The organism is Nonomuraea sp. NPDC003214 (assembly GCF_053590035.1).
Genome location: NZ_JBSFSX010000026.1, coordinates 1 through 25,278, shown reverse-complemented (window position 1 = coordinate 25,278; position 25,278 = coordinate 1). Strand labels below are relative to the sequence as shown.

At 68.5% G+C, this 25,278-nt stretch carries 21 protein-coding genes and 2 pseudogenes; 12 read left to right on the top strand and 11 right to left on the bottom strand.

Features of this window, described 5'->3' with window-relative positions:
* Positions 1-692: 692 nt before the first annotated feature.
* Positions 693-1,547, bottom strand: a complete 855-nt coding sequence (locus tag ACWDXC_RS42625) for a universal stress protein (RefSeq protein WP_449992449.1) — start codon at positions 1,545-1,547, stop codon at positions 693-695.
* Between the two features lie 1,213 nt (positions 1,548-2,760).
* Positions 2,761-3,309 carry an RBBP9/YdeN family alpha/beta hydrolase gene (locus tag ACWDXC_RS42620; RefSeq protein ID WP_449992369.1) on the bottom strand — a complete coding sequence of 183 codons (549 nt, stop codon included), beginning with the start codon at positions 3,307-3,309 and terminating at the stop codon, positions 2,761-2,763.
* 123 nt (positions 3,310-3,432) lie between these two features.
* Between ACWDXC_RS42620 and ACWDXC_RS42615 the strand changes: the two genes are divergently transcribed.
* Positions 3,433-3,888: an Lrp/AsnC family transcriptional regulator gene (locus tag ACWDXC_RS42615; RefSeq protein ID WP_375075208.1), complete on the top strand. Its 456-nt coding sequence runs from the start codon at positions 3,433-3,435 to the stop codon at positions 3,886-3,888.
* Between the two features lie 272 nt (positions 3,889-4,160).
* On the opposite strand, the pseudogene ACWDXC_RS42610 reads toward ACWDXC_RS42615, so the two are convergent.
* Both ACWDXC_RS42610 and ACWDXC_RS42605 read right to left on the bottom strand, forming a co-directional pair.
* Positions 4,161-5,472 (bottom strand): annotated as a pseudogene (locus tag ACWDXC_RS42610) (IS256 family transposase).
* Positions 5,473-5,594: 122 nt separating this feature from the next.
* Positions 5,595-5,933: a hypothetical protein gene (locus tag ACWDXC_RS42605; RefSeq protein WP_219517795.1), complete on the bottom strand. Its 339-nt coding sequence runs from the start codon at positions 5,931-5,933 to the stop codon at positions 5,595-5,597.
* 412 nt (positions 5,934-6,345) lie between these two features.
* Between ACWDXC_RS42605 and ACWDXC_RS42600 the strand changes: the two genes are divergently transcribed.
* Positions 6,346-6,519, top strand: coding sequence for a leucine zipper domain-containing protein (locus ACWDXC_RS42600; RefSeq protein ID WP_372455439.1), 174 nt, complete (start codon positions 6,346-6,348; stop codon positions 6,517-6,519).
* Positions 6,520-7,297: 778 nt separating this feature from the next.
* Here ACWDXC_RS42600 and ACWDXC_RS42595 read toward each other — a convergent pair.
* Entirely contained in the window at positions 7,298-7,921 is a 624-nt protein-coding gene (locus tag ACWDXC_RS42595; protein ID WP_449992364.1) for a response regulator transcription factor, read from the bottom strand.
* A complete protein-coding gene (locus tag ACWDXC_RS42590) occupies positions 7,918-9,120 on the bottom strand; it encodes a sensor histidine kinase (RefSeq protein ID WP_219517790.1) in 1,203 nt (400 codons plus the stop codon). The genes ACWDXC_RS42595 and ACWDXC_RS42590 overlap by 4 nt, the downstream gene beginning before the upstream one ends.
* Positions 9,121-9,266: 146 nt before the next feature.
* On the opposite strand from ACWDXC_RS42590, the gene ACWDXC_RS42585 reads away from it, so the two are divergent.
* Positions 9,267-10,334 carry an FtsX-like permease family protein gene (locus ACWDXC_RS42585; RefSeq protein WP_449992361.1) on the top strand — a complete coding sequence of 356 codons (1,068 nt, stop codon included), beginning with the start codon at positions 9,267-9,269 and terminating at the stop codon, positions 10,332-10,334.
* Positions 10,331-11,020 (top strand): ABC transporter ATP-binding protein, encoded by a 690-nt coding sequence (locus tag ACWDXC_RS42580; RefSeq protein ID WP_449992358.1) that lies wholly within the window; start codon positions 10,331-10,333, stop codon positions 11,018-11,020. Before ACWDXC_RS42585 ends, ACWDXC_RS42580 begins: the two co-directional genes overlap by 4 nt.
* A gap of 242 nt (positions 11,021-11,262) precedes the next feature.
* Here ACWDXC_RS42580 and ACWDXC_RS42575 read toward each other — a convergent pair whose 3' ends face one another.
* The gene (locus ACWDXC_RS42575; protein ID WP_449992355.1) at positions 11,263-11,418 is read right to left on the bottom strand and encodes a LuxR C-terminal-related transcriptional regulator; all 156 of its coding nucleotides are present in this window, start codon (positions 11,416-11,418) and stop codon (positions 11,263-11,265) included.
* Positions 11,419-11,874: 456 nt separating this feature from the next.
* Between ACWDXC_RS42575 and ACWDXC_RS42570 the strand changes: the two genes are divergently transcribed.
* Positions 11,875-12,996: an FAD/NAD(P)-binding protein gene (locus ACWDXC_RS42570; RefSeq protein WP_449992352.1), complete on the top strand. Its 1,122-nt coding sequence runs from the start codon at positions 11,875-11,877 to the stop codon at positions 12,994-12,996.
* A gap of 1,030 nt (positions 12,997-14,026) precedes the next feature.
* Here ACWDXC_RS42570 and ACWDXC_RS42565 read toward each other — a convergent pair.
* Entirely contained in the window at positions 14,027-15,403 is a 1,377-nt protein-coding gene (locus tag ACWDXC_RS42565) for an MBL fold metallo-hydrolase RNA specificity domain-containing protein (protein WP_449992349.1), read from the bottom strand.
* A 166-nt stretch (positions 15,404-15,569) separates the two neighbouring features.
* Here ACWDXC_RS42565 and ACWDXC_RS42560 point away from each other — a divergent pair, with 166 nt between their 5' ends.
* Entirely contained in the window at positions 15,570-16,052 is a 483-nt protein-coding gene (locus ACWDXC_RS42560; protein ID WP_449992347.1) for a universal stress protein, read from the top strand.
* On the opposite strand, the gene ACWDXC_RS42555 is transcribed toward ACWDXC_RS42560, so the two are convergent.
* Positions 16,016-16,195 (bottom strand): hypothetical protein, encoded by a 180-nt coding sequence (locus ACWDXC_RS42555; protein ID WP_219517785.1) that lies wholly within the window; start codon positions 16,193-16,195, stop codon positions 16,016-16,018. The two genes, ACWDXC_RS42560 and ACWDXC_RS42555, sit on opposite strands and share 37 nt — an antisense overlap.
* 227 nt (positions 16,196-16,422) lie before the next feature.
* On the opposite strand from ACWDXC_RS42555, the pseudogene ACWDXC_RS42550 reads away from it, so the two are divergent.
* Together ACWDXC_RS42550 and ACWDXC_RS42545 are read left to right on the top strand one after the other, a co-directional pair.
* Positions 16,423-17,268: pseudogene (locus tag ACWDXC_RS42550) on the top strand (universal stress protein).
* Positions 17,265-17,858: a hypothetical protein gene (locus tag ACWDXC_RS42545; RefSeq protein WP_449992343.1), complete on the top strand. Its 594-nt coding sequence runs from the start codon at positions 17,265-17,267 to the stop codon at positions 17,856-17,858. The pseudogene ACWDXC_RS42550 and the gene ACWDXC_RS42545 overlap by 4 nt, the downstream one beginning before the upstream one ends.
* A 70-nt stretch (positions 17,859-17,928) precedes the next feature.
* On the opposite strand, the gene ACWDXC_RS42540 is transcribed toward ACWDXC_RS42545, so the two are convergent.
* Positions 17,929-20,826 carry a pyridoxamine 5'-phosphate oxidase family protein gene (locus tag ACWDXC_RS42540; protein ID WP_449992340.1) on the bottom strand — a complete coding sequence of 966 codons (2,898 nt, stop codon included), beginning with the start codon at positions 20,824-20,826 and terminating at the stop codon, positions 17,929-17,931.
* Entirely contained in the window at positions 20,823-21,572 is a 750-nt protein-coding gene (locus ACWDXC_RS42535; RefSeq protein ID WP_219517782.1) for an HAD family hydrolase, read from the bottom strand. Before ACWDXC_RS42535 ends, ACWDXC_RS42540 begins: the two co-directional genes overlap by 4 nt.
* 129 nt (positions 21,573-21,701) lie before the next feature.
* Here ACWDXC_RS42535 and ACWDXC_RS42530 point away from each other — a divergent pair, with 129 nt between their 5' ends.
* From ACWDXC_RS42530 to ACWDXC_RS42515, 4 genes are all read left to right on the top strand, one after another.
* Entirely contained in the window at positions 21,702-22,544 is an 843-nt protein-coding gene (locus tag ACWDXC_RS42530) for a universal stress protein (RefSeq protein WP_449992337.1), read from the top strand.
* Between the two features lie 94 nt (positions 22,545-22,638).
* Positions 22,639-23,295 carry a CBS domain-containing protein gene (locus ACWDXC_RS42525; RefSeq protein ID WP_219517780.1) on the top strand — a complete coding sequence of 219 codons (657 nt, stop codon included), beginning with the start codon at positions 22,639-22,641 and terminating at the stop codon, positions 23,293-23,295.
* Between the two features lie 106 nt (positions 23,296-23,401).
* The gene (locus tag ACWDXC_RS42520; protein ID WP_449992334.1) at positions 23,402-24,379 is read left to right on the top strand and encodes an Acg family FMN-binding oxidoreductase; all 978 of its coding nucleotides are present in this window, start codon (positions 23,402-23,404) and stop codon (positions 24,377-24,379) included.
* 109 nt (positions 24,380-24,488) lie between these two features.
* Positions 24,489-25,016, top strand: coding sequence for a hypothetical protein (locus ACWDXC_RS42515; RefSeq protein ID WP_449992331.1), 528 nt, complete (start codon positions 24,489-24,491; stop codon positions 25,014-25,016).
* The last annotated feature ends 262 nt before the right edge of the window (positions 25,017-25,278 follow it).

Sequence of the window (25,278 nt, the reverse complement as noted above, 5' to 3'; positions counted from 1 at the left end):
CGCTCGACTGGGTGACGCCTGCACTGGAGGAACTTGCGCTGTCCGGGGCCCACCCAAGGCGTGGGCGACGCTCAGTGCAGCGCTCCCCGCCCTGCTCCCGCGGGCCGGGGAACCGCCGATCGCTGGCCTGACCGATCTCCCCGTGAGTTGGCCGCTAGGATTCGGGACACCATATGCGGCGCGTTTTCGCGTCAGATTGACTGTGCGGTGGTGACGGTAGCTGGCGGCTTGAGGTGTGCTGACGCATGGCAGACAGCGAGTTGCACGCCGTGGTGTTATCCAAGGACGAGAGGCGGACGCTGACGGGCCGGCTGGCGGCGTCCGACGGCTCATGGGCTGGCGTTATGGGCGCGGAACGATCACCTTGCCCACTTCGTGCCGCGCACCTTCGCCCGACATGTTCGTCATCGGATGGACGTGCCCGCTGTCCTGTGCACGATCGGCGGTAGAACTGGTCACCGTGCACCACTCGGCAGGAATGCTGTCGCCTGGGCTGAGTTCGCCGACGTTGCTTGCTGGGCAGTTGCGGGGGCGACAGTCCTTGCCGTTAAGGACGCCATGTGCGGTGCTGTCCTCGCTGTGGTGTGACCCGGTTCCCAAAGACTCGTGGCCGCGGCTACTGCCCGGCCTGTTCGTAGCCGGCCAGGCAAGGCCGGTTCCATTAAGGCGCCCGCCGCTGGTGGCGGTGGCGATCAAGGTCGGACAACGACGACTGGCACGCGTGAATGATGGAGCACCGCATGGGCCGTACCGCCCTGACCGAAAAGGGCTGAAGCTCCACTGCGCCCTCCGATGAGAAGGATGTCGGCATCGGCCGAAGTCTCGATCAGCACCTGGGCTGCATGTCCGTGCACGACGTGTGGGACGACAACGACATCCGGAAACTGCTCGCGCCAACCTGCCACGGCCTCATTGAGGCGGAGGGCCTCTTCCTGATTCATCTCGTCCACGTCATAGACAATGGGCTGCAGGTCCCCCAGCCATCTCGTAACGGGGTGAACCCAGGTGTGAACCATTCGCAAGGTGGCATTGCGCAGCACCGCCTCACGAAAGGCGAAATCTAGAAGAGATTCCTGCCCAGGCTTTCCGCTGATCCCGACGACGATCTCACCGCGATCGCCGGTGTGCTGCTCACGAACGACAGCGACAGGACATGGCGCTCTGGCCGCCACCTCACGGCTCACCGAGCCCAGCAGCAGTTCGGCGAACCCGCCACGGCCACGGCTTCCCACAACCAGAAGCTGCGCCTCCTCAGCCGCGCCGACCAGCATATCGGCCGTTCGGCCGAAGATGATATCGGCAGTTACTCGGAGATCCGGCTTGTTCGCCCTGACATGATCGGTTGCGTGGCTGAGCATCTCCCTGGCCGCCACCTCGGCCTCCGCGCCCCAGGTTCGCGGCTGAGGCACCAGAGGCACGTCGTAGCTCCACTCGGACACCACGTGGAGCATCCGCAGTGAGGTGCCCCGGATCGCTGACTCTCGTGCAGCCCATATCGCGGCCCGCAACGAGGGTGCTGATCCGTCCATACCAACGATGATGGGCATTGTCATGGCATCCGCCTCACAGTTGGGATTCGCACGGCAACCTCCCGCACGGGGCCCGTCTGCCCCCTGTCAGGTTAGGTGCAGAGCGAGGGACACAAGTGAAGCCCTACATACATCATCCTCATCATTGAAAATCCTTGGCCATGCCGTGATCCGCGGACGTCTATCAGGCCGCCGGGCTTGCCGGTGCCTTCGGCCAGCGTGACTCCGCTCTCCTCAAGCTTGCGACACGGGTGGCACACGCTGTCCGGCGGTAGGAAGTGCGCTCAGATCGCCGGTCACCTTTCCGGCGCCGGGCAGATCCAGGACGTCCGGGAGCCTGCTGCTTCGCTGGGCCACGACTTCGCAGAAACGCGCTTCGGCACCTCCGTGCGAATCTACGAACGGAAGCGGTTCATATCAGAACGGCGGCCCACAATTTCCCCGGCAGCGAATGGCTGTCAGCGTCAGCGGGGTCGCGCGATGGCGGCGCGGAGCGCGGCGTCCACCACGTGAAGAACTGCTACGACCTTGAGCTGTTGTGGGCGAGCATCCGTGACACTCAGGAGGAGAGCCACCGCTGGGCGATCCCGAACGAGGTCCGACGGTGCCTCCAGTTTAAGCAGCCAGTTCCCCGCCGTGCTGAGCAGCGTGGACGGGTGACGAGGCGAGAAGTGGATGGGAGGCCGGGCCTGATGAGCTCACGGCCGGTCGCGCGTTCTGGCGCGGGCGCACCCGGCCCAGAGCGGGACGCCTGCACCATCCGGCCTCACCGTCCACGATAGGGCCAGTTCCGTGCCGTGGACGGCGCGTTCCGTCAAGGCCGCTCACGGCCTATGCGGCAGGCCGCGAGAAGGAGATGTGATGGACTACGGTCTTCCTTACCCTCCTCAACCACAACATCGGGAGCGCTCGTGACCGATCCGCGCCCCCGGCACCGGTTCCCCGCCCGCCCCACGCATCTTCACCCAGCGCGTACGGATGATGCCTGGCATCGAGCGAGAGCCGTACACGCCGTCTGGCGGCGTGCTGCGGGGTGTTCGCATGGAGGCCGAGGGCAGGCTGCGGCCTTCACCACCAGGCCAATCGAGCCCTATATCGCTCTGGTCCAGGACCACCATGCCTGGCATCGAGGCTGCGGGGCACGGCCAGAGCCTGCCACCTTTCTCCCGCGAGAGAGCGCGGCGTAACGCGAGGGCGCTCCAGATGCTGATGCATCCCTTGTGGTGGTCACTCATTGCAGGGTCAGCGAGTCCAGGAGTTCACGGCCATCCCGCCACGAGCCCAGGCCGCTGGCGGAGTTGAGGTGTCCGCGCGCGCCCGCCAGATGCCACCGCGCATCCCACCGCCTCGCGAAGCCGGCGCCCGCCTGGGGGGTGCAGTACGGGTCGTCGGCGCTGCCCACCACCAGGGCCGGGCACGGCAACGGCCGTGCCGACACCTCCATGAACGTGGCGGCTGCCCGGCGAGGAAAGGCCGGCCCGTGCGGGTCGGGGGGCGCGACCAGGAATGCGCCGCCGATCGGACTTGAGGGATTGCTGTTCAGCCAGGTGGACGCCGCCCAGCAACCCAGGCTATGGGCGACCAGCACCACGCGGCTGTCTTGCCGGCGAGCATAGTCATAAGCCTCTTGGACAGCCTTGACCCAGTCGTCCAGATTGGGAGCCGACCACGAGGCCGGGGAGATCCGCACCGCCGAGGTGCCCCACTGCCGCTCCCACAAGGTCTGCCAGTGCTGTCGGTCCGAACCCTCGATACCCGGGATGACGACGTATGCGACCACTGCCTACCACCATTCCACTCGTCGCTCCCTGCCATCCTGGGAGCGCCTGGTGCAGATTCTGTTGAATCCATCAGGACAGCGACGGTCTCACGAGCGATCTCAAGGAGAATGGTGCTGACAACGATGGAATCACTCGACCGCATAGACCAGGACATCCTCGCCCTGCTCCAGGCTGACGGCCGACTGAGCGGCGCGGAGGTGGGGCGCCGGGTCGGGCTCTCGCAGCCCGCGGCCAGCGCGCGCATCCAACGATTGGAGAAAAGTGGTGTCATCACCGGCTACCGGGCCGTGGTCGACCCGGTAGCCCTCGGGTTGAACATCCACGCGGTCATCCGGCTCCGCACCACACACGCCCGGCTCGCACGCGCCCTGGACTTCGCCTCGCAGACCCCCGAGATCGTCTCCAGCCTCAGGGTTACGGGGGAGGACTGCCTCATCTTCCAGGTCTACTGTCCGCAGGCAGGACGACTCGAAAAAGTCGTCGATGCACTTGCCCGATACGGCCCTGTCACCACGTCCCTCGTGCTGCGCGCCTACCCCCACAAGCCGCTGACCGAAGCCACATCAACGACGTCATGACCCTTGAGGCCGATAGGAGGCCGACTGTCGACGCCTACACCACCGCTACGAACACCACGTTGGCCTGATTCACGCCGCCGGGCAGGTCTCTAGCTCTCGCTCAGCTCAAGGCGTCTCCGTCGTGGCGCCCGCAACGTGCTGGCCAAGGGTCCTCCGGCTGGGTCAGGTCGCCGGTCGTGATTTCGACCTGGTCCGGAATCGCCCGACGCGGGGTTGCGGGTGACGACGCGGACGGGTGTGTCCAGTCAGTGGTGTATCTCGATTCTGTTTGATTAGCGGGTGGTCGGGTTCAGGCGGCCGTCGAAGGTGATGGCGAAGGCGTTCAGGGCCGCCTTCCAGCGGGTGATCCAGCGTTTGCGGCCCTTGCCGGTCGGGTCCAGACTCGTGATCGCCATGTAGACGCACTTGAGCGCGGCCTGCTCGTTCGAAAAGTGGCCGCGGGCCTTGACCGCTCGCCGGATGCGGGCGTTGACCGACTCGGTCGCGTTGGTCGAGCAGATCACCCGACGGATCTCGGTGTCGAAGTTGAGGAAGGGCACGAACTCGGCCCAGGCGTCCTCCCACAGCTTCACGATCGCCGGGTACTTGCCGCCCCAGACCTCAGCGAACTCGTAGAAGCGCTCGAGTGCGGCGGCCTCGGTCGGGGCGGTGTAGACGGGTTTGAGGGCCTTGGCGATGGCATCCCAGTGCTGGCGGGCGGCATACCGGAACGAAGCGCGCAGCAGATGCACGACGCATGTTTGCACGATGGCCTGGGGCCAGACGGTCTCGATGGCCTGCGGCAGTCCCTTGAGGCCGTCGCAGACCACCATCAGCGCGTCCGCAACGCCGCGGTTTTTGATCTCGGTGAGCACATGTAGCCAGAACTTGGCCCCTTCGCCGCCGTCGCCGGCCCACAGGCCGAGGATGTCGCGCTCGCCATCGACGGTGACGGCCAGCGCCACGTAGATGGGCCGGTTGGCGACCTGACCGTCGCGCAGCTTCACGTGGACAGCGTCGATGAAGATCACCGGGTAGACCGGGTCGAGCGGCCGGTTCTGCCACTCGGCCATGCCGTCAAGCACCTTGTCGGTGATGGTGGAGATGGTCTGCTTGGAGACGTCGGCGCCGTAGACCTCGGCCACGTGGGCGGAGATCTCGCCGGTGGTCAGGCCCTTGGCGGCCAGCGAGATGACCATCTCATCGACGCCGGACAGTCGTCGCTGCCGCTTGCGCACGATCTTCGGCTCAGAACTGCTGTCCCGATCGCGCGGGACGGTGATCTCGACAGGCCCGACGTCGGTGATCACCGTTTTGGAGCGGGCGCCGTTGCGGCTGTTGGCCGTATCGCCGGAGCGCTGGTGCTTGTCGTAGCCGAGATGGTCGGTGATCTCACCTTCAAGCGCGGACTCCAGTACCAGCTTGGTCAGCCGGCCCAGCAGCCCGTTCTCACCGACCAGCTCCACCCCCCTCAGTGCGGGCCTGATCGACCAGCCGAGCCACCAGCTCCCGGTCCGACTCCTTGGCAGTGCTGTCCTTCGGCTCACGCACCACGCCGACGTCCTCCAGGTCGATCTCCGTCGATGCCTGGATCACAGTACTCATCAGGTGCGTTCTCCTTGATCAGGAGTTACACCACTGACCGTACAGACCCCGACGCGACGATGCGATGGCCGCTCCGGGCTGAACCGAGCGTCAGACCTGGCTCAGCCCGGGCGACCTGAGCCTCAGCAGCCCCAGCTGTCGTGATAGACGCCGTAGACATTCAGGTAGTAGCCGAGTTCGACCTGCTTGTTCGCCGGGACGCAGAAATGCTGGTTGTCGGAAGACCTCCTGTAGGTGACCCAGATCCTCTCGCTGATGTCCTTGCAGTTGCGGTAGTACTCCGTTGAGCCCTTGGTGTAATGGCCGCACGTGTCGTCCGTGAGTGCGGTGGGTCGCATGCTGGTCGGCTGTGCAGCGGTCGGCGTGCCGACACTGGCGGCGGCGGGAAGCGTGACGGCTGCCGGGCCAAGGGCCAGGACGGTGACTGCGGTCAGCAGGGCAGCCTTGAGCTGAGCGTGCATGGGACTTCTCCTTATCGCGCTTGCGGTGGGTGTCTACGTCACCGCTGTGTGGCACCAGCCAAGCCGGGCGGGAGTCGTGTCCAACAGGGCCTCGGACGGAGTCGGCCGAAGCGATCCACTTTGCGTCCACCCTTGGACAGGTGCAGGCACCGGAACTCGCGCGGCTCGACCCGGGCAGGGTAGGTCTGTTGCGACCTTCACCAGCGACACCACGTACTCCAAGGAGGCGGTTTCTACACTGGCCCCCCTTAGGTGTACGTGGCCAAGATCTTGGTGACAGCGGTCTCGGGCCATTGATCAACTGGAACTCTCCGGGCGTAGTGGAGTTGCCGACTTCACCACCACTCGGAGATCTTGATGGGTCACGCTGACGCCTGGCTGACGTTTCATGGCGGATACCTGCTGATTCGCCGTGTCGTGTACGGCGGTCGCCCGGTCGCGCGTGTGGGCTGAGCTCGGGGCCTGCCGCCGGTGCGGGCATCGGTGGATGCGCCGGTTCCGCGCAGAGGGCTGGAACGGCCTGCGCGAACGGCGCAGCGGCCCCGCTCCTGCCGGCACCGCACCCCCGACGCCACCAAGGTGCTGACCGCCCGCGCCCACCTGCGGGACTCGGCCCGCCTGCATCGCCCCGGCCATGGGAGTGTCGGCCAGGACCATCACCCGCGTCCTACGCCGCCACGGCGTGCCCATTCTGGCCGACTGCGGCTCCCTCACCGGCGCCGCGATCCGCGCCCGTCGCTATGAGCGCGCCGTACCTGGCGACATGATCGACCTGGGCATCACAAACTCGGCCCTGCTGGCCGAGCGCGTCGGACTGGAACGCGCAGACAAGCCGCCGGGCAGTCGGCCGACGGCAGGTTCCGCAGGATCATCCCTCTGGCCCGCTGACTGCGGCGCGGGCGGCGGCCTGCACCGCGCTGGGCGGGCAGGCGGGTCTCAGCTCCGCACCACGCTCACCGTAGCGGCGATCCGGCCTACTCGCCCGTAAGCCATCGAATTGCGGGCACACCCCTTCTTAGATCAGTTTGTAGTTTCTGAGCACGCCAGCCAATACTGCGCCCAAGATCGAAACCTGCCGCGGGCAGAGGTCAGCTTCGTCAGTGGAGGCCGTAGCGAGGTCGTGAGGCGCCGAACGCGGGGCTAGCGTCCGGAGGCGAGTCGCGGTTCAGGTGCGGCACCGTATCTGACGCGCCTGTCGGCCGGTGCTGATCCCGTCACCAGGCACACGCCGAGCCCAGCACGGCCAAGCGTTGAGGGTTGCGGCTGTCGCGGTGGACGTGAAGCAGACACCGACCCGGCCGGGGGGCCTTCAGGCCCAGCTCTGCCGGTGGCCCGCAAGCCAGAAACGTCGCGTTGCCAGCGGGTCACGGCGGACGGATGAGACCCTTCTTCGAGGCCACAGCCACGGCTGAGGTGCGGGAATCCACGCCGAGCTTGGCGTAGATGTGCGCCAGGTGGGTCTTGACCGTGGTCTCGCTGAGGAACATCGCCTTGCTGATCTGCCGGTTGGACAAGCCGGCTGCCACATGGCTCAGGACCTCCAGCTCACGGGGGCTGAGCACGGTATCGGGAGCGCGGACGCGACCCAGCAGACGTGAAGCCACGCTGGGAGCCAGGGCGCTGGCTCCCGCGGCGGCCGAGCGGATGGCGGCGTGCAAATCGTCCGAGGGCGCGTCCTTGAGCAAGTAGCCGATCGCGCCCGCTTCCACGGCAGCCACGATGTCCGCGTCGGTGTCGAAGGTGGTCAGGACCAGGACCCGGGGACCGTTCAGCTCGACAATCCGCCGGGTCGCCTCGCTGCCGTGCATACCCGGACCCAGCTGAAGATCCATCAGCACGACGTCCGGTCCGAGCGTCTTTGCCAGGTTCACACCCTCCTCGGCAGTGGCGGCCTCGCCGACCAGTTCGAAGTCGGGCTGTCCGGCCAGCATGGCGCGAAGGCCGGAACGGACCACAGGGTGATCGTCGACCAGGATGAGCCGGATCACACCGCCTCCCCTCGCGGTAGTGGCAGCGTGGCCACGATGGCCGTTCCTTCTCCAGGAGACGATTCCACTGCGAGCGCGCCCCCGAGAGTAGCTACTCGTTCGCGCATAGCCCGCAGGCCGTATCCAGTTCCCGGCGCCTGTCCGAGGGGTCTACGCGGGTCGAATCCGCGGCCGTCGTCGTAGACGTCCAGCATGACGGCGTCGCCCATATAGGTGAGGGTCACGCCGGCATGTGCGGCGCCGGAATGCCGGCCAACGTTGCCCAGGGCGCCCTGCGCGACACGAAGCAGCGTCGCGTCGTAGTCGGCGGGCAGCGGGAACGGGATGCCAGAGATTGCGAAACGCGCCTGGATGGAGGTCCCGGCCAGGGCCGAGTCGCCGATCCTGCGCAATGCCGCAATCAGCGATGATTGCTGCAGCGCCGGCGGGGCCAGAGCTCGCACGAAGTTCCTTGCCTCCTCCAGATTCTCCTTCGCCGCGTCGGTCGCCTCGACAATGCGGCGCTCCGCCTCCGCTGGTTGTTCGGCGAGGTCGCGGCGGGCGGCGCGCAACAGCAGGATGATGCTGGACATGCCCTGCGCCAGGGTGTCGTGAATCTCCCGGGCGAGGCGTTCGCGCTCTGCCAGCCTGGCGGCGTCGCTTTCCGCTTCGACGAGCTTGCCACGGGTACGGATCAAGTCGTCGATCAGCAGGCGGCGCTCCTCGCTCTCGGCGTGAAGCGCCTTGTAGACCATCGCCATGAGGGTCGCCACGACGGCACCGATCGTGGGCCCGATGACCTGTGCGGCGGTCAACCGGTCCTCGTGCCAGGCCGCAGCCAGGATCGCCGCCACGGTCAGCACCGCTACTCCGGGCAACGCGACGGCCAGGGACAGCAGGTGGAGGTAGGCGAAAAAGAGCGGGAAGGCCAGCCAGACGAACTGCTGGGCGGTCAATGCGAGAGCCGCCCACCCGGCCGTGATCAGCACCAGCCACAGTCGCCCTAACCGCAGGTGAACCGGCCCGCCGAAGTGCGGCAATCGCCCCTCGATCACCAGGCCTGTCGCGTACAGGGCTCCGAGCAATGCTCCACCCAGCGCAGGCAAGGACTGTCCCTGCCGGGCGACTCCAGCAACCGCGATCATCAGGAGAGTCGCGAAGGTGCCGTGGATGGCCCACCGAAGCAGCCGGAGAGCGGGTGGGAACGGGTAGTCAGCCATGTCTCGCTCAGCGTATGCAACAGCGCTCCCCGCCACATCGTGCAAAAGAACGATTGCGGCCCGACCGAGTGCACGATGTACGCAGACGTCGAGAGGGCGGAAGCTGAAGCAGTCATGTTGGCTTCGCTTGCAACGGGGGACGCGCCGTGTTTGTGGCGCTGAGAGATCTACGCTTCGCCAAGGGGCGGTTCGCACTGATGGGCGCCGTCGTCTTCCTCATCACTCTGCTGGTAACGATGTTGTCCGGTCTGACCGCCGGCCTGGCGCAGGAGAATATCTCGGCGGTGGAGAACCTGCCCGCCGACCACATCGTTTTCGCCAGCGGCGACAAGCCTGCCTTCGCCGACAGCCGCATCACCGATCGAACCTGGAAGAACTGGCAGAAGGTAAGCGGAGTCACCGCAGAAAGACTGGGCGTCTCCATGTCGAGGCTTACCTTTGGTAACGATCAGAGCACGGGAGCGGCCCTCTTTGGCGTCCAGCCGGGAGGCGAACTCGCGCAGGGGCGACCGGTCAGCACTGGGAAGGTCGTCCTATCCGCCGCGCTGGCAACAGACAGCGGGCTGAAAGCCGGAAACACTGTACGAATTTCCGGCAAGGACTTCATCGTCGCTGGAATCGGGGGCGATGCCTCCTACAGTCACACCCCGGTTGCCTGGATCGGCATTGACGATTGGGAGTGGATGGGCCGGCAGGCCGGCGCTGACACGGTGGCCACCGTCCTGACTCTGCGCACCAGCGAGGCCACAGAACTGTCGGTGGCCGACACCAAGCTCGGTACCACGACCGTCCCGTTGCCCGACGCTCCTGCCGCAATTGGCTCCTTCTCATCCGAGAACGGTTCGCTGCAGCTCATGCGCGGTTTCCTGTTCGCGATCTCCGCCCTGGTCATCGGCGCGTTCTTCACCGTCTGGACGATTCAGCGGCGTGGCGACGTCGCTGTGCTCAAGGCGCTGGGCGCGAGCGCGGGCTACCTGCTGCGTGACGCGCTTGCCCAGGCCGTCATCGTGCTGCTGCTCGGCGCCGGTGCCGGTGGGGCGGTCGGCGCGGCGCTCGGCGCGCTCGCCGAAGGCACCGTCCCGTTCGTGCTCTCGGTGACCACGACTGTGGTGCCGGTTGCGGTGATGATCCTGCTCGGCGCCGCCGGTGCCGCGCTGGCCATCCGCAAGATCACCTCTGTCGACCCTCTGATCGCGCTCGGAGCCTCCCGATGACACTCAAGCTCACCGACGTCGTCCTCACCTACCCCGACGGTGGGCGCGTCCTGACCGCGCTCGACCGGGTCAGTTTGTCCGTTAAACCGGCAGAGTTCACCATCGTCGTCGGCCCATCGGGCTCGGGCAAGTCGAGCCTGCTCGCCGTCGCTGCCACCCTCATCACGCCCGATTCGGGCACCGTCAGCATCGTCGGACAGGACGTCTCTCGGGCCGGCCAGGGCAAGCGCACCAAGGTCCGTCGCGACCATATCGGCATCGTGTTCCAGCAGCCGAACCTGCTGCCATCGCTCAGCGCGCTCGACCAGCTCTTGACGATGGCTCACCTGGCGGGGCAGTCCCCCCGTGGCGCGACCAAGCGGGCAAGGGAATTGCTGCACGCCGTAGATCTCGCCGGCAAGGAGCACAAGCGCCCGCACCAACTGTCCGGAGGCGAACGCCAGCGGGTCAACATTGCCCGCGCACTGATGAATGCACCCGAAATCCTGCTGGTCGACGAGCCCACCAGCGCACTCGATCACCACCGGGGCAACCAAGTCGTGTCCTTGCTGGCCGACCTCACCAGGAACAACAACCTGGCCACGGTGATGGTCACGCACGACCTGGCTACCCTGGCCATGGCGGACAGCGTTCTGACCATGACCGATGGCAGGCTCACTGAGGGAGCTGCGGCACCGGTTGCTTGACCGCACTCCAGGACAGCTTCGACCGCTTACGCAACAGGGCTTCTTCGAGGAACACGGACGTTGCCAAGGGCAATGCCCCCACGCTCGGCTCTCGGCATCATTGTGGACGCCTGGGGCGGCTCTGTGCGCAGCGGAACCACCATTTGCGCCCTCCCCGTACCAACAAGATCGGCCTCACGCCCCTTCTGCGCCCCGCCGCATTCGGCGGGGCAGCAAGGGTCCAAACCCGCCGAGCGGGGTGTTCACGGCTCGTGGGGCTCGGCGAACAGGCGTGCGACGAGTTCATCACGGCTGAAGGTCTCCGCCTTGCCGAATGCGGCCTTGAGGTGGCCGCGAACGGTGTTGGGAGAGATGAACAGGTCCGTAGCGATCTCGGCGGTGGGCAGGCCCCGCGTCACCAGATGAGCGACCTGGAACTCCCGGGTGTCAGCCCGTACGCCTGTGCGACGATGACCGCCAGGTCGGCGGCGGGGGCTCGATGACGAGCGTTGTCGGGACTGGCCGTCGGCCGGGGGCCGCCCAGGCCTGAGGCGCGGCAGGTCAGTCAGCGCCGGCCGAGGGTTCGGATGCGGACGTGGCACTGCCGCGATCGTGGCCTCGGGAGGCCGCCCGCGGCTCGAGCGCTGCAACGGGCGGGAGGACCCGAGTCAGCTTGCCCGTTTCCGACGTCTTTTGCCAATCCCACCATTTGAGGGGTCGCCTCCCGCCGATCTTCCTCCAGGAGGGGATGGAGCGGCGTCAGGCAATCCACGGGGCTCAAACGACCTTTCGGACGAACTTGGAGGAAAGTCATGCGTATCGCCATCCTCGGAAAAGCGCCGCCGCGGTCGGCCGCTGGACGCGCTGGCTCATAGATGGGGCCGGGGCAGGTGACCGTGGTCGAGCTCTCCGCGCACCTGTGGCGTGGGCGCCCGTACGGGCCGGATCTCGACAGCGTGCTGGTCAACGCCCCGCCGGCGATCAAGTCGCTCCACCATCCGGACTGTGGGCACTACGCCTCCCGGCTGGGGCCGGAGCGCGCCGCCACCCACCGGGACGACCTGCTGGGGCAGCCGCTGGTGCCGCACGCGCCGTACGGCGAGTACCTGGCCGACACGGCCGAAGCCGCGCTGGCCGCGCTGCGTGAACGCGGGCTGGGACACGGGACGTGGCTGCCCGGTTCGTCGCGGTGGCCCGCTCCGGCGGCGACCCCGAGTTCACGGTGCGTACCGAGGACGGGCGCGACCATCGGGCCGACCGGGTGGTGCTGTGCGTGCGTGGGGGGACGCCGCAGAACCACTACGGTCTGGGTGGCTCGCCCGGGTTCGTGGGAGGATCCGTATCCGCTGGGCCACACGGTCGGTCGCGCCCCGGCCGCCGCCGACGTCGCGGTGATCGCAGCGGCTGACCGCCGTGGACGTAGTGGTGTCGCTCGTCGCGCGCGGTCACGCGGGCCGGATCACGCTGGTGTCGCGCGGCGGCATGCTGCTCCACGCCTGGCAGAGTCTCCTCGCTCACCGGCCCCGGCATGTGACCGTCGAGCGGGTGGAGGCGCTGTGCCGCGAGCGTGGCGGCCTCACCCTCGACGACCTCACCGGGCGGCTCCGAGCCGAACTGGCCGAGACGGGCGAGGACTTGACGGACTTCACGGCCGAATGCTGGCGGCGCGGGCGGAGAAGCCTGTACGACGGTGGCGGCGGCAGCTGGCGGCCGTCGGCGATCCGCGGACCGGGCGGCGGGTGTTGCAGGAGAGCGCCCACACCGTCGGCCCGTACGCCTGGCGGCTGCTGTCGAGCCCGACCGCGAACGGCTGCGACGCCACTTCCGCCTGGCCTCGCCCATGGTGTCGGTGTACGCCTCGGCGCTGCTGCGGCTGTTGTAGTCGCGGCAGCTCGCCCTGGTGGCGGGCGTACGCAAGATCGAGGCGGTGGAGGGAAGGTACCGGGTCTGGGGCGACGATGGTTGCCTGGACGCCGGCGCCGTGGTCAACGCCGTGAACCCGCCGCCCCATGCGATGCACCGTACGGCTGAGCCGTTGGCCACGTCCCTGCTCGCCGAAGGGCTGGCCGCCCTTCACCTGTCGGGCGGGCTGATCCCCGCTGCCCCCGCCCGTACGTGGTCGGCAACCTGGCGGCGGCTCGTTCATCACTTCGGGCATCTCCGGAGTCGCGGCTGCGGCCGCCCGCACCGCCGCCGGACTGCTGGCCGCGCAAACCACTTGATCAGTGCCTGGGCACCACAGGGGGTGACGACCGCGACGCTATCTGCCTCGGCGGGCCCTGTCATATTCTTCTCGCCCACGCCGAAAAGGACATGGGTCTCCGGGAGGTCGTTGTCCCTTGCCCTCGATCGGACGAGCGAACGGTTCGCCAGCTATTGCGTCACCCGTGAACGGGGTGTACTGCAGTGGCCAGGCCGAACCGCACATTTCAACTAGCGTCCCATCGCCAACGGCTCCCCGCCATCTTCCCGCCCGCGTGCCCGTGGTTGAAAGCCCGCCTGTGTGCCGATGGAGTCATCGCCATCGACCGTGGACGTGACTCCGTGTTGAACGGTAAGCCCATCGGAACCATCGCGCCGGCCAGCCGATCCGCAGCCAACGGGAGCCGAGCCGACTCTTCGGCGAAGCGCTGTCGAATCGCCCAGCGGGCGCTCGCTTGCGTGGCTCGCCGATAGGTTCGGAGCAAACAGCAGGACGTCGGTGACGGCATGCTCGAACTGTGGCGATGCAGCCATGATGCAGGGAACGGACCGGCTGGCCAGTCTTGTCGGTCGGTCGGTCGGTCGGTCGGTCGGACGGCCGGCGGCGTGATGTCCGCCGCCTGCGTCACGGGCCGTCACGCTGCTGCTGGTGGCCTCTGAACGGGGGATTGGAGGGTCAAGCTCCGCCCTAGCTGGGAGGTAGATGATGTCGTCGTGCACGTCAACCACACAATCGTTGCTCCCGGCCATGCGCGCCCCTCTGCCCTGTGGGCCGGCATCCACTGCCCCGTCCGCTCGGACGTCTGGCAGCCCTTTCCTGCAGTTCTAGACGATTACGCGTTCGCCTGGTCTGGGTACGACGGCCGGCCAGCCGAGCTCGGCGTGGATACGGTCGCGTAGGCTTCGAGAAGCGTCCGGCTCGCCGTGCACCACGTAGGTGACGGTGGGTACCTGGGACGCGGTGGACAGCCAGGAGATGACGTCGTCGGCGTCGGCGTGAACAGAGAAGCCCGGCAGGTCGACGATCTCCGCATGAACCGGCGCGTACCGGCCGTGGACCTTGATCGAGGTCGCTCCGTCGACCAGGTTCCGGGCGCGTGTGCCAGCGGCTGCGAAGCCGACGATCAGCACGGTCATCCTGGGGTCCGGGAGGAAGTGGCGCAGGTGGTGCAGGACGCGCCCGCCGGTTGCCATCCCCGAGGAGGAGATGACGATGCAGGGGCGGCAGAGATCGTTGAGGCCCATCGATTCCTCGGCCGTACGCAGCTCATGCACCCAGCTCGGATCCAGCGCGTCGCGGGTGAGGCCGGGACGCAGTTCCTCGGAGCCGGCGCTGATCGCCTTCAGGTAGACATCACGGGCGGCCAGCCCCATGGGGCTGTCGACGTAGACCGGGACGTCCGGGATGTGGCCGGACTGCCGCAGCTCGCCGAGCCGGTACAGCATCACCTCGGTGCGGTCTACCGCGAAGGCGGGGATGAGCACCGAGCCGCCGCGTTCCACGGTACGGGTGATCGCCGCCGCCATGTCGTTCAGCGTGGTGGCGTCGTCGTGGCGCCGATTGCCGTATGTGGACTCCACGAGCAGCACGTCGGCGCTCTGGAACGGCTCAGGCGCCCGCAGGAGGGGATGGACCGGCCGGCCGAGATCGCCGGAATGGACCATGGTCGTACCGTCGACGGCCACTTCCGTCCAGGACGAGCCGAGGATGTGCCCGGCCCGATGGAGGCGTACGCGCGCCTCTCCCGCCTGGACGGTCTGACCGTGTTCGACCGGGACGATCAGTTTCAGCGCCTGGGTGACGTCCTTGTCGTCGTAGAGGGGCAGCGCCGGACGGTGGCGCGACCAACCGTGGGTGTTGGCGTGCTCGGCCTCGTCGGCCATCAGCTTGGCACTGTCGCGCAGGACGATCGCCGCGAGTTCTGCCGTGCGCGGGGTCGCGTGAACGGGCCCTTCGAAGCCCTGGCGGACCAATGCCGGGAGGTAACCGCAGTGGTCGAGGTGCGCGTGACTCAGCACCACGGCCGACACCGACGAGGCAGGGACCGGGAAGGTCGCCCAGTTCCTGCGCCGCAGCTCCCGGAGCCCCTGGAACACCCCGCAGTCCAGCAGCACGCGCGCCTCGCTGGGCAGGTCGAGCAGGAATTTGCTGCCGGTGACGGTACCGGTCCCGCCGAGGAATGTCAGATGTGACGATGCCATGCCACCACTGTCCGCTGCGGTCACGGCCGGGGGCAGGGCCGATGGGCCCGACATGTCGGGTCTTCAGGCTCCACGGTGAGATGGGCGCGCTCATGACCAAAGGCCCTGGAGATGCGGGCAGGACGCCTCTGCCGCACCTCGGTCCTTCGGGCCGATCGTCAAGACTATGAGATCTCCTCGCATCGTGGTCGGCGCCGATGGCACCAGGCAATGCGAGCCCGCGCTGCTGTGGGCAGCGGGCGAAGCCGCCTGCCGCTGGGAACGCCTGGTCATCGTGCATGCGCGGGAAAGGCGTGTCCCGCACAAAGCGCCATACGCCCGCTCTTCGGCGCCCGACGACCTGGCGAACCAGCAGGTACGCGGACCTGCAGTACTCGATCGTGCGGTTGCCCTGGTCAGAGACCGCTTTCCCGATGTTCCCGTCGAGGGGCGCCTCGTTGAGGGCAGGCCGGAGTCGGTGCTCGCCGAGCTTGCGCGAGGAGCCGACCTCCTGGTGCTGGGCTCGGCCGCCCAGCTTGCCGGGGACGGCAGGCTGGGCGCGGTGCTGCTGTCGTGCCTGCGTTGGCCGCCGTGCCCGGTGGTCGTGGTGCCCGCGACCCGGCTCGGATCTCCTCAGCCGGTCAGGGGGGAGCTGGCCGAGGCGCGGTAGAGCTTCTCCAGGCTGCTGGCGAGAGCGAGGTTCGCGGCCGTCAGCGTACGCACCTGCTCCTCCAGGTGGTCGAGCCGCTTCTTCAGCGCCAGCAGTTCGGCGTCGACTTGCGGTGATTCCATGAGCATCCGTCCGCCGATCATGACACTCCACCTTTCCGTTGGGCCAATCACAGGGTGGATGCTGCACGAGGCGACGAGAAGCGGCGAACGTCCTCGGACGCGGGGACCAAAGGCACTCGCGGCCCTTGATCCGTCCGTTCTCCCTCGAGGGAAGGGACCTTCTCCTCTGGGGCCGGAAGTCGGCCGGACGTGTGCTGTAGGCGGCATCGAAACCATGCCGTCCGATCGCGCACAGAGAGGACAGGGCCATGAGCAATATGATCGTCGTAGGAGTCGACGGGTGGAAGTCGTCGTACGCCGCCCTCGATTGGGCGGCAGATGACGCCGCTCGGCGCGGGCTGGGCGTGCGGATCGTGCACGTACGCGAGCCGTGGGCGGTTGAGCACCCGCTGAACGCGGCCAGCGATCAACAGACGCTGACCGAGTGGTGCGAAGCTCTGGTACGGGTGGCGGCGGAACGGGTTCAGGTCCGGCAGCCAGGTCTGGCGGTGGCCACGTCGGTGGTCACGGGTGCGGTGGCAGAGAGGCTGAGGGACGCCTCACGCGAGGCTGACACCGTGGTTCTGGGGAGCCGCGGCCTGGGCAGGCTCGCCGGGCGGGCGCTCGGCTCGGTCAGGCTGGCACTGGCCGGTCGCGTCTCGGGCCCGGTCGTCATCGTGCGGGAGGTGGCCCCAGTAACGTTCGACGAGGTCGTCGCCGGATTCGACGGGTCGGCCGGTGCCGAAGCCGCCCTCGCGTACGCCCTGGCGCAGGCACAGATCCGGGGCGCGCGCCTGCGGGTGATCTACGCCGTGCAGGCGCCCCACCCCGGGGGCCACGGGTCCACACCGGCGGGCCCCACCGCGCAGGAGGTCGCGGAGCGGCTGGCGCCGTGGCGTTAGAAATACCCGGACGTCGAGCTGACTGAGACGGTGGTGGCGGGCGCTCCGCCGGTGATTCTCGCTCGAGCCTCGCGCCAGGCAGATCTGGTCGTGGTCGGGTCTCGGGGACTCGGCGCGTTGGCTTCCGTCGTCCTCGGCTCAGTGAGCCACGGCCTTCTGCTTCGAGCCCACTGCCCGGTCGCTGTGATTCCACCATCGGGGACGCGGTCATGACGGTGATCGTCGCGCCACCTCAGGTTACTGGCCAAGCCAACGAAGATTGGCAGGAGCTGCAGGCCGAGACGGCAGACGCTCCCGCGTTCGAGCCAGGGCAGGCGGACCGGCTGCCCTGGCCGGCGCGGCGCTGGGTGCTGCACGCCATCGAGCCGGGTACGCCGTTGCTGCGCTCGGTGGCCCTGGTGACGCGTGCACAGATCAGGCTCGGCCGCTGGCGGCGGTTCGACGCGGTGCAGGTGCTGTCCCCGATGCGGGGATTTCGTCTGGGCGGCCAGAACTTGGCTGGGACCGGTGCCAGTACGGGGCTTCGGCCGCAACTGCGGGGGAGCGGGGGAGATGCGGAGGCAGGTGCTCGAAACCTTCCCGGTAATGTCCGGTTCGGGGCCGGACATCACCGGGAGCGCGGCTGGGCGGTTGGCGTACGAGTTCGTTCTGGCGCCTGCCGCGGCGCTCGATCTGCGCGTCCGGTGGACGGCTGTCGACGACCGCGGGTGATCGCCAGCCTGCCTGCCGGGGACGAGGACTATGACGTGACGCTGAACGTCGATCCTCTCGGCGTTCTCGCCAGGGTCACGGTGGAGCGGTGAGGCAATCCGGGCAAGGACGGATACGGCCTGCATCCCTTCGGGGTGGAGTGCGGGCCCTCCCTACCCGGCGTCACAAGCCGTGAATACGGCGACCGGTGACCCGATGCGGGATGATCCGGATGTAGAGCTGGCGGTCGCCGCCCGCCCACGGGGTGACGTCAGCTGCGGCGATCTTGTCAGCCTCGTCCTCGGGCACGTGGTGTGCCGGACCTTGGACGAGAACACTCCAGCCCTGCCGCCGGGCCTCGTCGATCCTGTCGATCTCGAAGGCGATCTTGATTTCCACGCCCGTCAGCCCTGTGCGCAGATCCTGGTCCATCGGACCGCCGTAGGCCGTACGGAAGATGACGGCGCCGTCGTGCATCTTGTAGTTGACGGGCAGGACCGTGGGCCCGTGGGAGCCGTTGAACGCCACCCGGCCGATGCCGCCGGACGCGATCAGGCGCAGACATTCCTCGGGCTCCAACACCTTCAGCTCCGGGTTGGCCATGGTACGGCCGCCGCCTGGCGCCCGGTCGTGGCCGCCACCCAGCAGGTCCTCGACCGTGGTCTCCAAGGCGCCGGCCAGGCGGGTCATCGTGCCCCTTTCCGGGACGTCCGGGTGGCTCTCCAGGTACTGGAGGTAGCCGGCGGACAGGTCCGCGCGGTCAGCGAGTTGCTCAAGGGTGAGGCCCAGGCGCTCGCGGTGATAGGTGAGGCGGTGTCCGAAGTCGCCGGCTCCAGGCATGCGTATCTCCTCCATGATGATGGTGCGGGCGGCGCCGCGGGGCAGGGTGACGCCGTCGATGCGGGTGCGGTCGTGGTCGGTGTCGATGGCGAGCCTCCTGCCCCGGAATGCGATCGTCAGTGACAGTGTGCCGAGCCGCTCGGGCAGCAACGGGTTGAGGCGCAGGCCCTCGCGGCGCGGCTCCAGGCCGAGATAGCAGCGCTGGAGCAGGTCGAGCGTGCCGGCCATTGCGCCGAGGTGGATGCCTTCCGCGGTGGTGCCGCCCTGCACGTCTTGGACGTCACTGAACAGGGCTTCGGTGAAGAACTGCCAGGAGCGTGCCCGGTCGGAGCGGGCCAGCACCCAGGCGTGCACGACGGCGCTGAGGGTGGAGCCGTGGCTGGTGCGTCCGAGGTAGTAGGCGATCGTGCGCGGGATGAGGCCGGGTTCGGCCGGGTAGCCGAGCTGGTGCAGGATGTCCAGCAGCTCGTCCGCGGTGAGCAGGTAGAACAGCATGAGCGTGTCGGCCTGCTTGGAAGCCCGGTAGCGGTTGACGTCGTCACCGTCGGCCTCCAGTGCCCGGTCCAGCCGCCGCACGCCGCGGTAGCGGGCCCAGTCGAGCTCGGCCAGGTCGGCGTAGCCGGTGAACTGGCTGATCACGCCGTCGTGGAAGTCGACGCGCATGCGGCGGGTGATGTCCTCCCAGCGTTCGGCTTCCTCGGGGCCGGCTTCGCCGAGTTCGAGCGCCCGTCGCAGCAGCCACACGGTCATGATGTTGGTGTAGGCGTTGTTGTCCAGCCCGGCGGAGGCGACGCCCGGATAGGCGGTGTGATACTCGTCCGGCCCCATCACCCCACGGATCTCGTAGCGGTCACCGACGCGTACGGCCAGGGAGGCGAAGAACCGGGCGATCTCCACGATCAGCTCGGTGCACCACGACGGCATCGAGCCGGTGGCGAGGTAGTACTGCCAGACGTTGTAGGCGATCGCCAGGCCGACGTGCCGTTGCAGGTGGGAGACGTCGGGCAGCCAGCGTCCGGAGGCGGGGTTGAGGTGCCAGGTCTGGGTCTCCTCACGCCCGTCGCTGCCGCTCTGCCACGGGAACATCGCGCCGTCGAAGCCGGCGGCACGAGCCGCGGCCCTTGCCTCCGGGAGCCGCCGCCACCTGTAGCGCAGCAGGGCCAGGGAGATGTCGGGGAGGCGCAGGTTCAGCCAGGGGAGCACGAACAGCTCGTCCCAGAACACGTGGCCCCGATATGCCTCTCCGTGCAGGCCGCGGGCGGGGACGCCGACGTCCAGGTCGGCGGTGTGCGGCGACAAGGTCTGCAGAAGGTGGAAGACGTGCAGGTGAACGATCTGCGACAGCTCGGGCCCGTCCACGTCCAGCTCCGCGTGCTCCCACAGCCGTTCCCAGGCCGCCGTGTGCCGGGACAGCAGCTCGTCGAAGCCGGGGGCCTGCCGTGTCCGCCGCAGGGCTGCCGACAGAGGGTCGTGGACGGCCACGTCGCGAGACGTCACCAGTGACACGATCTTGGTCACCGTGCGGGGCTCGCCTTCGGCCAGGTCAATCACATGATGGCTGGCGATGTGATCGGACTCGCCGATGACCTCGCCCGGGGCGGGCGCGTCCATCCGCGCCACCAGGGCGACGGTGATACGGGAGGAACGGGTAACAGCGGACAGCCAGGCCAGGCCGTCGTCCTCGCCGGCGACGTGCCCGGCCAGGTGGTCGCCCCGCAGGTCGCGGTATCGGGCGACGCCGCAGTTGGTCACGCGGCCGTCGAGCGTGGCGCGCACGCGCAGCGGGCCGGACCAGTTCTCGGCGGTGAAGGTGGTCTCCAGCGCGGCCAGCCAGGGGTCGGCCATGGAGACCAGGCGGCGCTGCCGTACGCGAGTGATGCGGCCGTGCTCGTCACGGCAGCGCAGCCGGCGCAGCAGGATTCCGCGCCGTAGATCGAGTTCTTGGCGGTAGTCGAGCAGCTCGGCCCGCTCGGGACGGAACCAGCCGGCGCCGGGGGTGGCGAACGTCAGCGGCAGCCAGTCCGGCAGGTTGACCATGTCCTCGTTGGTGACCGTCCGCCCGGCGACCGTCGAGGCCAGGCGGTCGTAGCAGCCGGCAGCGTAGGTGCCGGGCGTGCGCTCATCGCCGTCGGGGGTGGCGCCACGGGTGGCGAAGCGGCCGTTGCCCAGCGTGCAGAGTGCTTCACGCAGTCCTTCGGAGGCCGGGTCGTAGCCATCGTAGGTGAGCAGCCACGCGTTCATCGACGCTCCAGGGGAACGCGGCCGGTGACTGTCAGCTCGGCCAGGTCGGCCACGACGGCGTCCGCTCCGGCCGCGCGCATCGCGACCTCCTGGGACCCGGAGCGATCCACTCCGACGACCATGGCGAAGCGGCCCCTGCGGCCGGCTTCGACGCCGGGCAGGGCGTCCTCCACCACCGCGGCTTCTGCGGCGGTCAGTTCCATGCGGCCTGCGGCTTCCAGGAACAACGCCGGGTCGGGCTTGCCCGGCAGCCCGAGCCGGGCCGCGTCGTTGCCGTCGACCAGCACGTCGAACAGGTGGATGAGGCCCGCGGAGGTGACGACCGCCCGGCAGTGCCTGCTGGCCGACACCACCGCGGTGCGGCAGCCGCGCCGGCGCAACTCGTGCAGCAGGGTGACGGTCGAGCCGAACGCGGCGACCCCGTGCTCGGCCACCCGCCGGACGAACAGTGCGTCCTTGGCCTGCCCGAGCCCATGCACGGTCGGCGCTCCGGGATCGTCGCCCGGCCCGCCCTCCGGCAGCGTGATGCCGCGAGAAGCCAGGAACGTGCGCACCCCGTCCAGGCGAGAGCGCCCATCGACGTGGCGCAGGTAGTCGGCGCGGATGTCGAACGGCGCGGACCGGCCGCGCAGGAACCGGTCGAACACCTGCTTCCATGCAGCGGCATGCACCCGAGCGGTGTCGGTCACCACGCCGTCGGTGTCGAACACGACGCCACGCAGCGTCGTCAGGTCGAGGAAGGCCATGGCGGTCACGCTACCCACGTGTCCTGGTGTCAGACAGGGCCCTTCGCCCCTTGCACCGGCGACCTCCGGCCCTGCAATGGCGACAGGTGGACAGGTTGCGATGGAGAGGAGGACAGAGGAGGAAGCATCATGATCGTTGTTGGTGTCGACGGCTCGGTGACCGCGCGCGCCGCCGTCGAATGGGCCGTCAATGACGCGTTTCGCATGCGATTGCCGCTGCGGATCGTGCACGCCGTGGACCGCGGGCCGTATCAGATTGCCCGATTCCCTGAGGCCGGGCTCTCCGACGCGCTGCTGCGCGAAGGCCGGCGGATCCTTCACGAGGCGGCCGCGCTGGCGCGGGAACGTCAGCCGACCGTCGAGGTGACCACGCAGAACATCGAGGGCACGCCCGCCGCGATCCTGCGCGAGCTGGACAAGGAGGCCGTCGAGATCGTGCTGGGCAGTCGAGGGCTCGGCGGGTTCGCCGGCGCCCTGATGGGTTCGGTCAGCACGCACGTGGCCGGACACGCTCACTGTCCTGTTGTGGTGATCCGCGCCGGGCAACGGCCTGCGAGAGGAGAGATCGTCGTCGGTATGGACGACTCGCCCGAGTGCGAGCCCGCGTTGGCCTACGCCTTCGAACAGGCCAGGCTGCGCGGAGCCGCTCTTCGGGTGGTGCACTCCTGGCAGTTGCCGGTGCACGCCTTCGCACCGGAGGTGTCCTACGACCTGGACGCGATCCGCACCGCACAGCATCGCGTCGTCGAGAACCGGGTGGCGGCCATCACCGGGGAGCACCCCGAGGTGGCGGTCGTGTGCGAGGCCCCGTCGGCGCATCCCGTGGACGCGCTCGTCTCGGCATCCGAGCAGGCCGACTTGCTCGTGGTGGGCTCGCACGGCCGCGGAGCCGTAGGAGCGATGCTGCTCGGCTCGGTCAGTCGTGGTGTCCTGCACCACTCACGCTGCCCGGTGGCCGTCGTCCGGGGATGAGAGGGACTTTGGCCCTGCTCACGCGGGCCGTTCGCCGCTGCCGATCGGGCTCGCGACGCAGGAACGTGAAAGGTGGAAAGCGAGGAGGAACATCATGTCGATCGAAGTCAAGGACGTCATGGGACGCGTGGCCATCGCCGTGTCGGAGGGGGCGTCGTTCGCCGAGATCGTCGCCGCGATGAGGCGGTACGCGGTCGGCGCCGTGACCGTCATCGACGCCGACCGGCGCCCGGTGGGCGTGGTGTCGGAGGACGACCTGCTGCTCAAGGAGACCGACCCGGTACGTCACCCCGTGTCGATCTACGAGTCGAGGCGGCAACGGCAGGAGCACCGTAAGGCCGCGGCGGTGACAGCAGCCGAGCTGATGACCTCACCGGCGATCACGGTCACGCCGGGTACGCCGGTGCGTGACGCGGCACGCCTCATGCACGCCAAGCGCATCAAGCAACTGCCGGTGATCGACCCGGTGACGGGCCGCGTAACCGGCACTCTGCACCAACACGACGTGCTGAGGGTCTTCACCCGTCCGGTCGCGGAACTGGAGACGGAGATCAGGGCCGTGCTCCCGCGCCCGGAAGCGTTCTCCATCGAACTCGACGCCGGTGTCGTGAGGATCAGCGGCAGGGTCGAGTGGAAGTCCCAGGCCATCGCCCTCGTGGAAGCGGTTCGTGCTGTCGAGGGGGTCGTCGACGTGGTCAGCGAGGTGGCATGGGACAAGGAAGACCTGCTCACTGTTCCGCCGCTGTTCTGAGAGCCGGCAAGCGACGCGGAGGTGCGAGTCCAGCGCTGGAGGGGAGAGGAACCGGCGATGCCTTCGGTCGTGATGCGCTGAAATCAACACCCGTGGAGGTGTACACATGACCGTCCATACCGCCAAGAACGCGCTGGACGCGGCCGTTGAGGCGGCCCGCTGGGCGCCGTCGGTGCACAACACCCAGCCCTGGACCTTCGCTCTCTCCGGAGAGGAAGTGAGCCTGAAGGCCGACACCGACAGGAAGCTTCGTGTCAGCGACGCAGCCGGCCGCGAACTGCTGATCAGCTGCGGCGCCGCGCTGTTCACCATGCGCACCGTGCTGCGCCTGGAGGGCTACCAGCCTCTCGTCCGCGTTCTGCCCGACCCCGACAGGCCGTCGCTGCTCGCGACAGTCCGGCCGGGCCGCGAGGCGCAGGCCGACGACACCACCCGGATGCTCGGCGGCGAGATCGAGCGGCGCCGCACGCATCGAGCCGGCTTCGCGGACGTGCCGGTGCCCGACTCGCTCCTCGACTCGCTCGTCAGAGCCGCGATGAGCGAGGGCGCCACGCTGACGCCCGTCCGTTCGCCGGACGCGGTGGCCGTTCTCGCGGCGCTCACCCGGGCGGCCCAGGGCGTGCAATCCCAGGACCGGCGCTTCAGCCTGGAAGTCATCCGCTGGGCCCGCCCGCCCGGCAGCAGCCGAACCGACGGCGTGCCCGCCGAGGGCTACCCGCGCCAAGCGGCACGTACCGAGCCGCACTTCGCGCAGCGCGACTACGCCTGGCGCCACGACTGGGGCGCGCAGACCGATCAAGGCGCCGCGACGTCGACCGGCGTCGTGACCCTGCTCACCACCACCGGTGACGGCCGCCAGGAGTGGATCGCCGCAGGCCAGGCGCTGCAGCACGTGTTGCTGCTGGCCAGCGCGCACGGCGTCAGCGCGGCCTTTCACACGCAGGCCCTGGAGATGGACCTGCTGCGTGAGTTCCTCCGCCATGAGCTCTGCGCGGGCGAGCACCCACAGATGATCATGCGGCTCGGGGTCAGCTTCGAGGCCAAGGATTCCGTACGGCGCCCCGTGCCAGATGTCGTGGAGTGAGGCCCAAGGTCCTTTCCGGCCGGGCCTTGCGGCACTGCCCGGCGTGGGCTGGAGCCGATGTGATGGAGATGCGAAGGGAACACTCCATCACTTCAGGAAGGGGGCCGTCATGGCCGCCACTGCTCAGCAACCCGTCGTGCGCCGCCACATCGCTGCCGAGGCGCGGCGTCCGGTCGATGTCGTGTGGGCGGGCGCCCGGATCGCGCTCGGCTGGATCTTCCTGTGGGCGTTCCTGGACAAGACGTTCGGGTGGGGGTTCGCCACACCGGCCGGTAAGGCATGGATCGCGGGTGGGAGCCCGACGACGGGGTTCTTGAAGGGCGCCGGCGAGAACGCGTTGGGCGGGTTCTTCGCCGGGCTGGCGGGTCAGGCGTGGGTGGACTGGCTGTTCATGGCCGGTCTGCTCGGGATCGGTGCCGCGCTCGTCCTGGGGGTCGGCCTGCGGGTCGCCGCGATCGCCGGTGGTCTCCTGATGGTGCTCATGTGGGCGGCGGCGCTGCCACTGGACACCAACCCGTTCCTGGACGACCACCTCGTCTACGCGATCGTGCTGGCCGGTCTGGCGCTGGCCGACGCCGGGACCGCGCTCGGCCTGGGCAAGCTGCCGATCGTGCGGCGCAACGCCTGGCTCCGGTAGTGTGCACCACCCGACGCCCACCCCCGACGCCACGGGGGTGGGCGTCGCGCCGTCCGGCGACGCTGCGGACACCTGTGGACTGTAGGCGAACGTCATCGTGGTTCGGGACCTTCGTCCCCTCCGCTGATGCTCCGTCGGCGTCACAGTAAGAGTCGCGCCTATCGATCTGAGCTTGCTCCGCTCCGACGGACACCATCGTTGTGGTGGTCAGGCCGCTGCGACTGCCTCGTAGTCGGCGGGGCTACGGTAGCCCAGGCTGCTG

What these genes read in the sequence shown, in the direction of transcription:
- ACWDXC_RS42625 (WP_449992449.1), bottom strand. Translation starts at nt 1,547, where the DNA reads ATGCCCATCATCGTTGGTATGGACGGATCAGCACCCTCGTTGCGGGCC.
- ACWDXC_RS42615 (WP_375075208.1), top strand. Translation starts at nt 3,433, where the DNA reads ATGGAATCACTCGACCGCATAGACCAGGACATCCTCGCCCTGCTCCAG.
- ACWDXC_RS42605 (WP_219517795.1), bottom strand. Translation starts at nt 5,933, where the DNA reads ATGCACGCTCAGCTCAAGGCTGCCCTGCTGACCGCAGTCACCGTCCTG.
- ACWDXC_RS42590 (WP_219517790.1), bottom strand. Translation starts at nt 9,120, where the DNA reads ATGGCTGACTACCCGTTCCCACCCGCTCTCCGGCTGCTTCGGTGGGCC.
- ACWDXC_RS42580 (WP_449992358.1), top strand. Translation starts at nt 10,331, where the DNA reads ATGACACTCAAGCTCACCGACGTCGTCCTCACCTACCCCGACGGTGGG.
- ACWDXC_RS42570 (WP_449992352.1), top strand. Translation starts at nt 11,875, where the DNA reads ATGGGGCCGGGGCAGGTGACCGTGGTCGAGCTCTCCGCGCACCTGTGG.
- ACWDXC_RS42565 (WP_449992349.1), bottom strand. Translation starts at nt 15,403, where the DNA reads ATGGCATCGTCACATCTGACATTCCTCGGCGGGACCGGTACCGTCACC.
- ACWDXC_RS42560 (WP_449992347.1), top strand. Translation starts at nt 15,570, where the DNA reads ATGAGATCTCCTCGCATCGTGGTCGGCGCCGATGGCACCAGGCAATGC.
- ACWDXC_RS42555 (WP_219517785.1), bottom strand. Translation starts at nt 16,195, where the DNA reads ATGATCGGCGGACGGATGCTCATGGAATCACCGCAAGTCGACGCCGAA.
- ACWDXC_RS42545 (WP_449992343.1), top strand. Translation starts at nt 17,265, where the DNA reads ATGACGGTGATCGTCGCGCCACCTCAGGTTACTGGCCAAGCCAACGAA.
- ACWDXC_RS42540 (WP_449992340.1), bottom strand. Translation starts at nt 20,826, where the DNA reads ATGAACGCGTGGCTGCTCACCTACGATGGCTACGACCCGGCCTCCGAA.
- ACWDXC_RS42535 (WP_219517782.1), bottom strand. Translation starts at nt 21,572, where the DNA reads ATGGCCTTCCTCGACCTGACGACGCTGCGTGGCGTCGTGTTCGACACC.
- ACWDXC_RS42530 (WP_449992337.1), top strand. Translation starts at nt 21,702, where the DNA reads ATGATCGTTGTTGGTGTCGACGGCTCGGTGACCGCGCGCGCCGCCGTC.
- ACWDXC_RS42525 (WP_219517780.1), top strand. Translation starts at nt 22,639, where the DNA reads ATGTCGATCGAAGTCAAGGACGTCATGGGACGCGTGGCCATCGCCGTG.
- ACWDXC_RS42520 (WP_449992334.1), top strand. Translation starts at nt 23,402, where the DNA reads ATGACCGTCCATACCGCCAAGAACGCGCTGGACGCGGCCGTTGAGGCG.
- ACWDXC_RS42515 (WP_449992331.1), top strand. Translation starts at nt 24,489, where the DNA reads ATGGCCGCCACTGCTCAGCAACCCGTCGTGCGCCGCCACATCGCTGCC.